The organism is Deinococcus terrestris (assembly GCF_009377345.1).
GTDB lineage: Bacteria > Deinococcota > Deinococci > Deinococcales > Deinococcaceae > Deinococcus > Deinococcus terrestris.
Genome location: NZ_WBSL01000007.1, coordinates 60249 through 73325, shown reverse-complemented (window position 1 = coordinate 73325; position 13077 = coordinate 60249). Strand labels below are relative to the sequence as shown.

Below are 13077 nucleotides of genomic sequence, written 5' to 3'. Positions count from 1 at the left end.
GGCCACCTCAGGGCATGGGCGCGGTTCCGGCCAGCACGCTGGGAAAAAGACCCTCATCCTGAAGCTGGATGTGATCCCGCAGGGCACGGCCCAGCGCGTCGGCGTGGGTCTGGAGGGTCCGGCACTCGGCAGGACTCGGGTCCAGCCCTCCGTCTTCCAGAAGCGCGAGGCCGTTGTGCAGGCTGCTCAGCAGGGCCGCATGTTCGCCGCGCAGCAGCTCGGCCGGTCCCTGAAGGTGCAGGCCAAGGGGCACTTGCGCCGAACGCCCCGCCGCGAGGTGACGCAGCGCCGGGAAGAACATCACGTCCTCCTTGAGCAGGTGGGCGCGAGCCGCGTCCGCGAGGTCGCCGAAGGCCCGCCGAACCCGCTCCCACTGGGGTCCGTCCACAGGCCGTTCTAGGGAAGCCTGCATCCCGTCGAGGGCGGCGGCAAGGGGGCTGGCCCCGGTGGCCTCCGGCTCCGGACCCGGATCAGGAGGGTCCTCTGGCGAGGGCGGAGCACTGCGGGCAAGCACGGCTTCTCCTTCCTGGACCTTCAGATCCAGAGCGATTGAGCTGTCTCAACGCTAGTCCCGCTCAAACTGGATGTCAATGTCCAGAATTACTGGAGGTAGGCTACGGCGCCTGTGCCCCAATAGGGCGGCGGCCCCTGTATGACACGCGCCCCTGCCAGACGATGAGCAAGGCGCGAAGTTCTCTGAAGCGTCCCGTTACACAGGACGGCGGCCCGAGAACGAGTCTACGGGATGAGGCCCCACGACCCCACCCGGCGCGACGCGCCACAGGAGGACCCCATGAGCCAGAAGGACTACCGCGAGATCTACGCCTCCACCGAAGACGGCGGCGTGCAGTTTGCCGCCAGCGCCGACCGCTGGCACCTCTACGAGGACCATGTCCACCTCGCACCGCACCACCGGGGAGGTGACCTGCTGCGGTTCGAAGCCAACCTCAAGCCCTTCGTGGACGACCCCAGCCGCCAGGCGCTGGTAATTATCGACATGCAAAACGATTTCTGCTCGCCGGGCGGCTGGACCGACGCCTCGGGGCTGGACTACGGGCGCTGCCGCCGGGCGATTCCCGGCGTGGCCCGCGCCCTGGAGGTCGCCCGCGAGCGCCAGATGTGGGTGATCTGGGTGTACTGGCACAACCGGCCCGACTTGCGCAACCTCGGGGCGCCGACCCTGTACTCCTTCAAGCACACCCCCGACCAGCGCGGCATTGGGCAGGAGCTGGAGCACGGGCCGGTGCTCACCGAGGGGTCGTGGGGTGCCCGCATGGTGGACGAGTTGCTGCCACTGATGCAGGAGCAGGACATCCACATCGAGAAGGTCCGCATGAACGGCTTTTTCGGCACCCACCTTGATCAGGTGCTGCGCACGCAGGGCATCGAGACGCTGCTGTTCGCCGGGGTCAACATCGACCAGTGCGTGACCTCCACGATGGAGGAGGCGTATTTCCGGGATTACAACGCCGTGCTGCTGGAAGACGCCTGCGCGACCTCCAGCCCGGACTTCTGCTATGACGCGGTCGTGTTCAACGCCCGCAACTGCTGGGGCTTTTCGATGACGACCGAGCAGTTCGCGAACGCCCGGCCCTTTGCGGCGCAGGGAGAGCGGCCGTGACGCGCGTCCTAGTGCTGATGGACTTTTCGGCGGCCGCGCTGGGAGCGCTGCGGGTGGCGCGGGCGGCCTTTCCGGAGCAGAGCCCTGCCGTGCTGCACGTGGTGCCCTCGCTGCCGGTGGGCCGCGTGACGGGGACGGCCGACGTGCCGGACGTGGGCGCCCATCCCGAGTGGTACGCGCAGGAGCGCGGGGCGCTCGCGGCGCTGGGTGGCGGCGAACTCGCGCTGGGCCATCCGGCCGGGGAGGCGCTGAGGCGGGCGCGGGCAGGCGAGTGCGACGTCTTGGCGCTGGGCACCGCCGGGCGGCGAGGCCTCTCGCGGCTGCTGCTGGGGTCGGTAGCCGAGGAGGTGATCCGGGAGTCACCCGTCCCAGTGCTGAGCGTACACTCGCCGGACCCCGGGGACCACCAGCCCCTGCCGGTGCTCTCGCGGCGGCGCTGGCTGCGGGCCTTGCGCGACCTGGAGCAGGAGGCGGACGCACCAGTCCCCCGTGTGCTCGTCTTGATGGATTTCTCGCCTGCCGCGCGGCAGGCCCTGGCATTCGTGCAGACGCATCTGCCGGGTGCCGAGACCGAGGTGCTGCACGTGGTGGATCCGGCCTCGCTGGTGGTGCCCTTCCCTCTGCCCGACGTGCCCGCCCCCCCGCTGCGGGGCGTCAGCTCCGCCATGCTGGAAGAGCGCAATGCCGCCTGGGAGCAGGAAGCGCGGGCGAGGGTAGCCGAACTGGGCGGCGGTGAGGTGGTCCGGGGGGACCCCGCGCAGATCGCGCTGGACCGCGCGGCGAGCGGCGAGTACGACCTGCTAGCGGTCGGCACCTCCAGCAAGGGAGGCCTCTCGCGGCTGATGCTGGGATCGGTGGCCCTCCGCATCGTCCGCGAGTCGCCCATCCCGGTGCTGACAGCGCGGGACCTGGCGGAACCGCAGCCGGACATCTAAGGGCGCCCGTCGGTCAAGCACGCGTCCGGCCGTCGGCCCCGGAGGTTGGCTCCGCAGGAAAGCGCAGGGCCACATACCGACAAGTGGGGTCATCAAGGCGTGCCGCCGGGGCACCGTGGGGGTCCCTCGCCCCACCCCAGGAGCGTCCTGACGTTGGGCGAAGGACTGTTTCGACCGCGTTCGTTGCGAAAAGAACAGGCCAGATCGGCGTGTGGGTCGCGGAACGGCCGAAGCCCGGCAGCAACTCTGCTGTACTGGGATGAGCCTCAGGAACGGGTGAAGGTCAGGGTGGTTCCCCGAGCCCGCAGCGTCAGCCCTGTCGCCGTCACGGTGACCGTGGGCCGCGACGCCAGGAAGGTGGGCAGGTCGACGGTCGCGGGCTGGTCCAGGCAGGCCCGCAGGGTGCTGACCGGCTCGCCCGTCAGCACCAGGGTCGGGCCCACCAGCCGGTAGGGGGCGCCGTACTGGTTGCAGCCGTCGCTGCCGCCGAGGCGACCGGCCTCGAAAGTCAGGGTCACGGGCTGGGCTGTGGCGGCGGGACGGCCATTGACGGCCGCCAGGGTATAGGTCTGTCCAGTCAGCGCGGCCGGGTTGAATGTTCCGCTCTCCGGGCCGCTGCCCGCACGGCGGAAGATCAAGGTGCGGCCGTTCGCCGCCGTCAGCGTCAGGGTCTGGACCTGTACGCTGGCCCGCAGGCCAGGCTGGGTCAGGAACCGCAGGAAGGCCGCTTCCTGGGCATTCACGGCGGGGGCACAGGCCATCCGGGTGGTCGCCAGGGGACCAAAGGTGATCCGGCTCCCCTGCACCTCCACGCCCCCAGTCAGGCGGTTACAGCCTGCCGAACCGCTCACCCGGTTTCCCGCGAGGGTCAGGCTGGGCACGCTGCCCGCGACGGGAGTCAGGGCGGTGCCGCCCGCCAACTGCCAACCGCCGTTCAGGCTCACGGTGTTCTCCGGGGTCGTGACCGCGCTGCCGGCGCGGAAGATCAGTCGGTCACGGGCACCAGCGAAGAGCGTCAGGGTCTGGCCGCTGAGCTGGTAGCCCGTGACCTGCCGCATCAGGTTTAGAAAGCGCGTCTCCTGCCCCTCCAAGGCAGCGGGGCAGGCCCGGCGGGTGGTCGCCAGCGGGCCGAAGCGCAGCACGTCCGACCGACTCGCGTAGGCCCCCCGGTAGGTGTTGCAGCCGGTGGAGCCCGAGGCGGTGCGCCCGTCAAGGCGCAGGGTGGGCCGTTCGGTGCCCACGGGGATGAGGGTCCGGCCATCCTGCTGAAGCTGGGCCAGTGTCCAGGTGATGCCGGACACGGGCGGGGTCTGCGCGGCGGAAGACCGGGCCTCCGCCGCCCCCGCGAGGACGAGGGCCGTCAGGGTGGTCAGGGCAGCAAGGGTCCGCATGTTGCCGTTGTAATGCGCCGACCTGACGGGAGGCTGAGGGGTGTATGACCTCGTGTTGGCCGACCCACCCACCCGCACCCCAACCCCCACGGCCTCGTCACGGCCCTGTCGGGTGACCTCTCGCCGCTGGCGCTGCACGCGGGTCGGGAGGGAGCCACCTTCAGCGTGACGCTGGCGCGTCAGAAGGAGTCCGCCCAGGACGGGGGCATTCGCCCGACCTGAGCTGGGCTAGGCTGGCGGGGGGCGGGGACCACAGCGCCGCGCTCCCCGGCCTGAGTTCGCCCATGCAGGCGCCTGCCCGCTTTCCTGACCCGCCGACGCGGCGGAGACCGGAGTTGCCATGACCCTCTCTTCCCGGCCGACCTCCAGCGGTCCATCATGGACCGACCTGGACGTGCGGGCCGATTTTCCCCTGCTGAGTCGCCTGGAAAACGGGCACCCGCTGGTCTACCTCGACACCGCCGCCACCAGCCAGAAACCCCGCGCGGTGCTGGAGGCGACGGACTCGTTTTTCACCGTCCACAACGCCAACGTGCACCGGGGCGTGTACGGACTCGCCCAGGAAGCCACCGAGCTGTACGAGGCTGCCCGCACCACGCTGGCGGCCTTCCTGAACGCGCCGGACCCCCGCAACCTGGTGTTCACGCGGGGCACGACCGAGGCGATCAACCTCGTCGCGCACGCCTGGGGCCGGTACGCGCTCCGGCCCGGCGACGAGATCGTGGTGACCGAGCTGGAGCACCACAGCAACCTCGTGCCGTGGCAGCTCGCAGCGGGCGCGACCGGGGCGCGGCTGCGGGCCGTCCGCCTGACGCCGGAGGGCCGCCTCGACCTCGGGCACCTGCGCGAACTGCTGGCCTCGGGCCGGGTGCGGATGGTCGCCGTAGCCCATGTCAGCAACGTGCTGGGGACGGTGCATCCGGTCGCGCAGATTGCGCGGCTGGCGCACGCAGCGGGAGCGCTGTGTCTGGTGGACGGGGCGCAGGCCGCCGGGCACCGGGCGGTGGACGTGCAGGCGCTGGGCGCCGACTTCTACGCCCTGTCCGGACACAAGATGTACGGCCCCACCGGTATCGGGGCGCTGTGGGGCCGGGCCGAGCTGCTGGAGGCGATGCCGCCCTTCATGGGGGGCGGGGAGATGATCGAGACCGTGGAGATCGGGGAATCGACCTTCGCGCCCCCGCCCCTGCGCTTCGAGCCGGGCACGCCGCCTGCCGCGCAGGCGGTGGGGCTGGCGGCGGCGGTGCGCTTCCTGGAGGCGATCGGTCTGGACCGCGTGCGGGCGCATGAGGCGGCGCTGCTGGAACGGGCCTTGCGGGGTCTGGACGCCCTGCCCGATGTGGTGACCTATGGCCCCCAGGGGGAGGACCGGGCGGGCGTGATCTCCTTCAACGTGCGCGGGGTGCACCCGCACGACGTGGCGACCTTTCTCGACGAGGACGGCGTGACTGTCCGGGCCGGGCAGCACTGCGCCCAACCGGCCATGCGGGCGCTGGGGGTGGACGCCACGGCGCGGGCTTCCTTCGGCGTGTACACCACCCCGGAGGACGTGGACGCCTTCCTCCGGGCGGTGGAGCGCTGCGCGGCCTTCTTCGCGTCCGCCTGAACCGCACACGCGGGAGCCGGGGGGCGGCGGACACCCGCCCCCGGCCTCTTTCCTAGTGGGAGCGCCCCCCGACCTGCCCCACCGCCGCCCGGAAGGTGTCCCAGGGCAGCAGGGCACACTTCGTCCGGGCGTGCAGCCGCGCCACGCCCTGCAGCGCCACGAGGTCGCCCAGGGCCGGGTCGGGGTGGGCGCCGCGCAGCATGGCCTCGAAGGCCCCCGCGAGGGCGAGGCCGTCCTCCACCCGGCGGCCCCTCAGCGCCACGGTCATCAGCGAGGCGGTGCCCTGGGACACGGCGCAGCCCGAGCCAGTAAAGGCCACGTCCGCGATCACCCCGTCCTCGACCCGGAGTTGCAGCGAGAGGCGGTCCCCGCACGAGGCGTTCAGGCCCGCCTGGGTCACGGTCGGAGCGGCCAGCGTGCCGTGGTGGCGGGGACGGCGCGAGTGATCGAGAATCACCGTTCGGTACAGTTCTTCGGCCCTGTTCATCTCACCCTCCTGGCCGGAGGCTAGCTCGCCCGGCCCCTCCCCCACCATGACTCCGGTGGGGGTCACCTGTTTTCCGTCCAATCCGTTCTCCCATTGGGAGGGCGCCGCTGGGAGATCTCCTTTCCCGGCCAACGTTTTGTTCCCTTTCCCTCCGGCCGGGTTGAACAGGTATCCAAACTGTTCAACCGGACTCCGTATCAGTCCAGGGGGCCAGAAACTCGGCCACCAGCGCGAGCACCCGCGCGGGGTCCTCCCGGTGCGGCACGTGGTGAAGGCCCTCCAGCAGTTCCATCCACGCCAGTCCACCCGAGAGCGCGGCAATCCGCTGCGGGTGGCGGGGCGACCCATACTCGTCGTGGGTACCGTGCAGCACGAGCAGCGGGCAGCGCACTCCCGGCAGCGCGGGGGCCAGCGACCACGCGGCGAAGGCCGGGGCCAGCCACGTTCCGGTCCAGGCTTCCAGCACCCAGCGGGCCTTGCTGCCGTGATACCGCTCCAAGCGCCCGAGTTGTCCCGGCGCCGCGAACTGCTTCTGGGCCACGCGGATGCCCTCCAGGGTGCGGTCCTCCACAAAGGCCTGCGCCGACTCGGTGACGAGGGCCCGGCACGCCTCCGGCCACTGGGCCGCGCACTCTGCCGCCATTGCCCCGCCGACACTGTGGCCGAAGGCGATGAAAGTGGTCAAGTCCAACTGCTCGCGCAGCACGGGCAGGAACGTCCGCGCCTCGTCCGCGATGAAGTCGGGGGGGAGGGGGCCGCGCCGGGGGTCAGAGCGCCCGAAACCCAGGCGGTCGTAGGCGACCACCCGGCGCCCGGTCGCGGCGCACAGCGCCTGGGGAAAGGAGCGCCACAGCTCCACCGATCCCAGCGAGTCGTGAAAGAGGAGGAGGGGGGTCTGCGCTGCCAGGACCGCCGGGTGCCAGACGCAGGCAAAGAGGCGACCCTGCGGATGCTCGACCCAGCGGTCTTCGGAGGTGGGCAGGGGGAGGGCCATCAACCGGGGAAGTCTGCCACACGCGCTGGGGCCGAGGTGTCCGCGTGGCCTCGCCAGTGATGCCCGCATGGACAGGGTACGGCTCCTCTCCCCTGCTGGACGGCCCCGCCGTATGGGTGCGCCGGGTGACCCAGGCTCTCAGGCCTTCGACTGGCCCCGGCTGCTGCTGCGGATGACGGGCAGTGATGCGGGGCGGCGTGATCGTGGAGAGGGGGGCGAGCACCTCGGGCAGGTGCGGCGGACCTACCTGGAGCAAGGGGGGACACCTCTCGGTGTTGCTGCCGCCGGAGCCTGCCCACCGCGCCGCCCTGGGACCTCCAGCCGCCGCCCACCGTGCCTGGCGACTATGCCGGGCTGGTGGCCTGCCGTGCCTGTGAGCGGGTTCAGTCCGGCACGGCCTCCCCCTGCCTCTGCGGGCACCGCAACTGGACCCTGGCGACGACCGATCCCTGGGCGCTCCCGCTCCCTCTGCTGTAATGGAAGTGGATGACCCTGCCCTCGCCCGCCGCCGCGTCCCGCCGCCCCTTGCTCGCGCTGCTGGCCTTTCTCGCCTTTATCAGCCTGGGGCTGCCGGACGGCCTGCTGGGGGTGTCGTGGCCGTCCATGCGGGAAACGTTCGGGGTGCCCCTCGACGCGCTGGGGCTGCTCGCGGCGGTGCAGACGGCGGGGTATCTCACCTCCAGCTTCCTGAGCGGGCGCCTGCTGCGGGTCATGCCCATCGGCACGGTGCTGGCGCTCTCGACGCTGGCCGCCGCCGCCGCGCTGCTGGGCTTTGCCGTCGCGCCTGCCTGGCCGCTGCTGCTCGCCTTCGGCTTCCTGGCGGGGCTGGGCGGGGGGGCGGTGGACGCGGGGCTCAACGCCTACGGCGCGAGGCACTTCAGCGCCCGGACGCTGAACTGGCTGCACGCCTTTTTCGGGCTGGGCACCACTCTGGGGCCACTGATCGTGACGGCGGTGCTGGGGTCGGGGAACGTCTGGCGCTGGAGTTACGTGATCGTGGGAGGCGCCCAGCTCGCCCTGGCGCTGACCTTTTTCCTGACCCGGCGGCGCTGGGTAGAGGGGACGCCGGCGGGTGGAGCGGGCGCTGCGCCCGTCCCGGCGGCCCGCACGCGCGACACGCTGCGCCGCCCCGCCGTGTGGCTGGGGATGCTGACCTTTTTCCTGTACACCGGGGTCGAGGCCGTGACCGCCCAGTGGAGCTACTCACTGCTCACGCTGGGCCGGGGCGTGCCGGAGGGGGCGGCGGGGCTGTTCGTCAGCCTGTACTGGGGCAGCCTGATGGTGGGGCGAATTCTGTTCGGGGCGGTCGCCAACCGGGTGCCGCTGGTGGGCACGCTGCGGCTGTGCCTGATCGCCAGCGTGGCCGGGGCGCTGCTGTTCTGGCTGGAGCCGACCCAGGCCCTCTCGGCCGCCGGGCTGATGATGATCGGCTTTTTCCTCGCGCCCATCTTCGCCTCGCTGATCAGCCTGACGCCGGGGCGCGTCGGGCAGGCGCACGCCGACAGCGCCATCGGCTTTCAGGTCGCCGCCGCCGGGCTGGGCGGAGCCGCCCTCACCGCGCTGGTGGGCGTGCTCTCGCGCTGGGGTGGCCTGGAACTGATCGGGGCTTCTATCGCCGTGCTCGCCGCGCTGCTGCTGGCCCTCTACGAGGTCTTCACGCGGGTGGGCGGTGGAGAGGAAGCGCCGGAGAGAATGGGGAACTGAATCTGGATTCCGGTTGAGCGTGAGGCCGACTGTTCAGCCGGAACCCGTATCGGCCGGGGGGCGGGTGACGCTGGCCCGCAGGGCAGCGGCCAGGGTGGGGCGCAAGATCAGCTCAGCGTAGATCTCGCCCATACGCTCGGGGCCGTGCGCCTGCGCGTCCGGCGGCGCGAGCCACCACTCGGTCAGGTGCAGAAACGAGCGGATGAAGTACTGCGCGGCCAGGTCCAGCCCGGTGTCGAGCGTCAGGGGCTTCTTGCAGCGCCTGCTGCGGCTGCCGCGGCGAATGACGCGCCTGAGCCTCAACGAGATGCTGATGAGCTGCGAGTTGCGCGACTTCGAGGTGGTGCTCGACCTGGCCGCCGGGGAACGCCCGCGTGGGACCTGGCGGATTGGGCCAACCTTGGGACTCGCCCGCCCCCGCGCGGAGGGCTCTCCATACTGCGGGGCGATGACCTTCTCGCGCGAGGATTCCGGATTCGTGCAGGTGCGTGGGGCGCGGGAACACAACCTGAGGGACGTGTCGGTGCGGATTCCCCGCGACGCCCTGGTGGTGTTTACCGGGATCTCCGGCTCCGGCAAGTCCTCGCTGGCCTTCGGGACGCTGTATGCCGAGGCGCAGCGGCGGTATCTGGAGTCGGTCTCGCCCTATGCCCGGCGCCTCTTTCATCAGGTCGGTGCTCCAGACGTGGACGCCATCGAGGGGCTGCCCCCGGCGGTGGCCCTCCAGCAGCAGCGCGGGGCGCCGGGCACCCGGTCCTCGGTGGGAAGCGTGACCACCCTGTCGAATCTGGTGCGGATGCTCTACTCGCGGGCCGGGGACTACCCGCCGGGGCAGGGCATCGTCTACGCCGAGGGCTTTTCCCCGAACACGCCGGAGGGGGCCTGCCCGAACTGCCATGGGCAGGGGCGGGTCTATGAGGTGACCGAGGCCTCGATGGTGCCTGATCCCTCGCTCACCATCCGCGAGCGGGCGGTCGCCGCCTGGCCGCAGGCGTGGGGCGGGCAGAACCAGCGTGACATTCTGGTGACCCTGGGGATCGACGTGGACGTGCCCTGGCGCGAGCTGCCGCAGGAGACGCGCGACTGGATTCTCTTCACCGACGAGCAGCCGGTTGTGCCCGTCTACCCCGGCTGCACCCCGGAGGAGACGCGGCGGGCCGTGAAACGCGGCGACCCGCCCGACTACATGGGCACCTTTTCCAGCGCCCGGCGGCACGTGATGCACACCTTCGCCCACACCGGGAGCGCGGCGATGCGGCGGCGGGTGCAGGAGTACATGATCGCCACCGAGTGCCCGGTCTGCCACGGCAAACGGCTGCGGCCGGAGGCGCTGGCCGTGCATTTCGCGGGCTACGACATCACCGAGTTTTCCAGGCTGCCGCTGGCGCAGGTGGCCGAGTTGCTGCGGCCTTATTCGGAGAAACAGGACCACGACGGCAAGGCCGAGGCTCACCCCGAGCAGGCCCTCGCCCGGCAGCGGCTCGCCGGGGACCTCGTGGCGCGGCTGGAAGTGCTGCTGAATCTGGGGCTGGGGTACCTGCACCTCGAACGCTCGACCCCGACCCTCTCGCCAGGGGAACTTCAGCGGCTGCGGCTCGCCACGCAGCTCTACTCGCACCTCTTCGGCGTGGTGTATGTCCTCGACGAACCCTCCGCCGGGCTGCATCCCGCCGACACCGAGGCGCTGCTCGCGGCGCTGGCGGGGCTGAAGGCCGCCGGAAACTCGCTGTTCGTGGTCGAGCACGACCTCGATGTGGTGCGCCAGGCCGACTGGCTGGTCGACGTGGGGCCGGGCGCGGGCGAGGGGGGCGGCGAGATCCTCTACAGCGGGCCGCCGGAGGGCTTGCGCGGGGTGGAGGCGTCTCAGACGGCCCGCTACCTTTTCCGGGAGGAGGCCCGTGAGCCGCACGAGCCGCGCTCCCCATCGGGCTGGCTGGAGCTGAAGGGCGTGACCCGCCATAACCTGAAAGACCTGTCCGTGCGCTTTCCGCTGGGGGTCCTGACGAGCGTGACGGGGGTGTCGGGGTCAGGCAAATCGACGCTGGTGAGTCAGGTCCTCGTCGAGACGCTGGCGGCCCGGCTGGGGCAGAACTTGGCGGAAGGGGAAGAGGAAGAGGAGGCCGAAGACGCCCCCACCCCTACCACCGCGCACCTCGGGGGCGACGTGGCCTTAGTCTCGCGCCTCGTCCGGGTGGACCAGAAACCCATCGGGCGCACGCCGCGCAGCAACCTGGCGACGTACACGGGCCTCTTCGATCACGTCCGCAAGCTGTTCGCCGCGACGCCGCTCGCGCGGGAACGCGGGTACGGGCCGGGCCGCTTTTCCTTCAACGTGAAGGGCGGGCGCTGCGAGCACTGCCAGGGCGAAGGGTGGGTGATGGTCGAACTGCTGTTCCTGCCCAGCGTGTACGCGCCCTGTCCGGTGTGCCACGGCACGCGCTACAACGCCCAAACGCTGGAGGTCAAGGAGCGGGGAAAGAACATCGCCGACGTGCTGGGGATGACGGTGGACGCGGCCTGGGAGTTTTTCCGGGACGACCCGGCCGTCTTCCGGGCGCTGGACACCCTGCGCGAGGTGGGGCTGGGGTACCTGCGGCTGGGGCAGCCCGCGACCGAACTCTCGGGCGGCGAGGCGCAGCGCATCAAGCTGGCGACCGAGTTGCAGCGGGCCGGGCGGGGACACGCGGTCTACGTCCTCGACGAGCCCACCACCGGCTTGCATCCCGCCGACGTGGAGCGGCTGACCCGGCAGCTCGGGCGGCTGGTGGACGCGGGGCACACCGTGATCGCCGTCGAGCACGACCTGGGCGTGGTGACCGTCAGCGACTGGGTTCTTGACATCGGTCCCGGCGCGGGCGAGGCGGGCGGGCAGGTCGTGGCCGAGGGCACGCCGGAGGAGGTGGTGCGGGCGGAGGAAAGCCGGACAGCCCCGTATCTGGCACGGGCGCTGGGGCTGGCCGCCGCCGACGCTCCTTAAGGCCCGGCTCAGGTTCCTGACCGGGGGCCGCGTTAGGGTCGGGGTGGAAGAGGCGGACGCCCCCACTGACTCCTTGGCTCTGACGCCGCCTCACCCGGCAAGGAGGCCCCATGATCACGCCCGACGACCTCAAGCGTATCCGCAGCCTGCCCGAGAACGGCTCAGTCCTGATGGCGGTGGTCCACGTCAACCCCGCCGATCAGGACAACCACGGCGACGCCCTCACCACCCGCGTCAAGAGCGCCCTGAACGACCTTGGGGTGCCGCCCACCCTGGCCGGGCGGTTGCTCGACGACGTGGCCCGTGCCCGCGAGGCCCGTGGCAAGAGTGCCGTGTACGTGCTGGGCGAGGACGTGGACGAACGCTTCGACGTGCAACTCGACTTGCCCGAGCGCTTCCATTTCGGGCGGCCCCTCCCGACCCTGGTCGAGAACGCGGCCCACGCCCTGCCCCGCGTGGGGGTGCTGGCGGTCGACCGCGACTGGGCGCGGCTCTTCGTCTTCGACCAGGGCGAGCTGACCGAGGTGCGCCGCGAGCGCAACACCGAGCTGGAGGACCTGGAGCGCGACAACTACACCGAATCCACCACCGCCGTGCCCGGCGCTCCTGGCGCCGCCCGTGCCCAGGACGGCAGTGGCTTCAGCGCCCAGGGCAGCGGGCCGCGCAGCGACAGCGGCGCCGAGCTCTACCAGCGCCACGTCGACGCCCTCCAACAGCGCTTCTACAACGAGACGGCGGGCGAGCTGTCCGGGGAGCTGAAAGCCCGTGGCCTGAAGCATCTGGTCCTCGTCGGGCCGGTCGCCCGGCTGGCCGAGTTCCGCGCCGAGATTCCCGCCACCGCCTCCTTCGAGGTGATCGGGGAGACGAACGTGGAGGTCGGTACCGGCAGCGCCCCCGAGCAGACCATCATCGACCGATTGCCCCCCCTGCTGGAAGACTTCGCCCGGCAGGACGAGGCCCGGCTGATGGAGCAGCTTCAGGAGCAGGGCGTCATGGAGATGGAGCGCGTGCTGGAGATGGTGCAGCAGGGCCGCATCTACCAGCTCGTGATTCCGGAGGACGGCTCGGGGCTCCATATCTTCCGCAGCCACAACCCCGAGGTGCCCTACTTCACGGCCCGCAAGGACGTGCAGGACAGTCCCCTCGACGGTTCCCTGATGACGCGGGTGACGCTGGAAGAGGTGCTGCCGCAGTTGCAGGAACTGTACGGGCTGGAGGTCCGGCGCGTCCACGGCGACCACGCCGGGAAGCTGGTCCGGGAATACGGCGGGCTCGCCGGGCTGCCGCGCTACTGAAATCCAGGTGCCCGACCGATTCCCCCCGGCGCCCGCTGAACGGGGCGCGGCCGGGCACAGGTAAAGC

The 13077-nt window shown here is 71.3% G+C and carries 11 protein-coding genes; 6 read left to right on the top strand and 5 right to left on the bottom strand.

The genetic code is table 11. The features are described from left to right. Positions 1–7 precede the first annotated feature (7 nt). A complete protein-coding gene (locus F8S09_RS13370; RefSeq protein ID WP_152871991.1) occupies positions 8–514 on the bottom strand; it encodes a hemerythrin domain-containing protein in 507 nt (168 codons plus the stop codon). A gap of 279 nt (positions 515–793) precedes the next feature. Between F8S09_RS13370 and F8S09_RS13365 the strand changes: the two genes are divergently transcribed. Beyond that, positions 794–1621 (top strand): cysteine hydrolase family protein, encoded by an 828-nt coding sequence (locus F8S09_RS13365; protein WP_152871990.1) that lies wholly within the window; start codon positions 794–796, stop codon positions 1619–1621. Further along, on the top strand, positions 1618–2556 hold the full coding sequence (locus F8S09_RS13360) for a universal stress protein (RefSeq protein ID WP_152871989.1): 939 nt from the start codon (positions 1618–1620) through the stop codon (positions 2554–2556). Before F8S09_RS13365 ends, F8S09_RS13360 begins: the two co-directional genes overlap by 4 nt. Before the next feature lie 266 nt (positions 2557–2822). Here the strand turns inward: F8S09_RS13360 and F8S09_RS13355 are convergent, their stop codons facing one another. Next, complete coding sequence (locus F8S09_RS13355) at positions 2823–3947, bottom strand: META domain-containing protein (RefSeq protein ID WP_152871988.1); 1125 nt, start codon at positions 3945–3947, stop codon at positions 2823–2825. Between the two features lie 340 nt (positions 3948–4287). Between F8S09_RS13355 and F8S09_RS13350 the strand changes: the two genes are divergently transcribed. Beyond that, positions 4288–5553: a cysteine desulfurase gene (locus tag F8S09_RS13350; RefSeq protein ID WP_152871987.1), complete on the top strand. Its 1266-nt coding sequence runs from the start codon at positions 4288–4290 to the stop codon at positions 5551–5553. Between the two features lie 52 nt (positions 5554–5605). On the opposite strand, the gene sufU is transcribed toward F8S09_RS13350, so the two are convergent. Together sufU and F8S09_RS13340 are read right to left on the bottom strand one after the other, a co-directional pair. Further along, positions 5606–6040, bottom strand: a complete 435-nt coding sequence (gene sufU, locus F8S09_RS13345) for a Fe-S cluster assembly sulfur transfer protein SufU (protein ID WP_152871986.1) — start codon at positions 6038–6040, stop codon at positions 5606–5608. 181 nt (positions 6041–6221) lie between these two features. Further along, positions 6222–7034, bottom strand: a complete 813-nt coding sequence (locus F8S09_RS13340) for an alpha/beta fold hydrolase (RefSeq protein ID WP_152871985.1) — start codon at positions 7032–7034, stop codon at positions 6222–6224. Between the two features lie 486 nt (positions 7035–7520). Here F8S09_RS13340 and F8S09_RS13335 point away from each other — a divergent pair, with 486 nt between their 5' ends. Then, positions 7521–8738 (top strand): MFS transporter, encoded by a 1218-nt coding sequence (locus tag F8S09_RS13335; RefSeq protein ID WP_152871984.1) that lies wholly within the window; start codon positions 7521–7523, stop codon positions 8736–8738. A gap of 33 nt (positions 8739–8771) precedes the next feature. On the opposite strand, the gene F8S09_RS13330 is transcribed toward F8S09_RS13335, so the two are convergent. Continuing rightward, positions 8772–9041 carry a hypothetical protein gene (locus tag F8S09_RS13330; protein ID WP_152871983.1) on the bottom strand — a complete coding sequence of 90 codons (270 nt, stop codon included), beginning with the start codon at positions 9039–9041 and terminating at the stop codon, positions 8772–8774. A gap of 145 nt (positions 9042–9186) precedes the next feature. On the opposite strand from F8S09_RS13330, the gene uvrA reads away from it, so the two are divergent. Next, entirely contained in the window at positions 9187–11715 is a 2529-nt protein-coding gene (gene uvrA / locus F8S09_RS13325; RefSeq protein ID WP_152872014.1) for an excinuclease ABC subunit UvrA, read from the top strand. A 110-nt stretch (positions 11716–11825) separates the two neighbouring features. Then, a complete protein-coding gene (locus F8S09_RS13320) occupies positions 11826–13010 on the top strand; it encodes a baeRF10 domain-containing protein (protein WP_152871982.1) in 1185 nt (394 codons plus the stop codon). Positions 13011–13077: the final 67 nt, after the last annotated feature.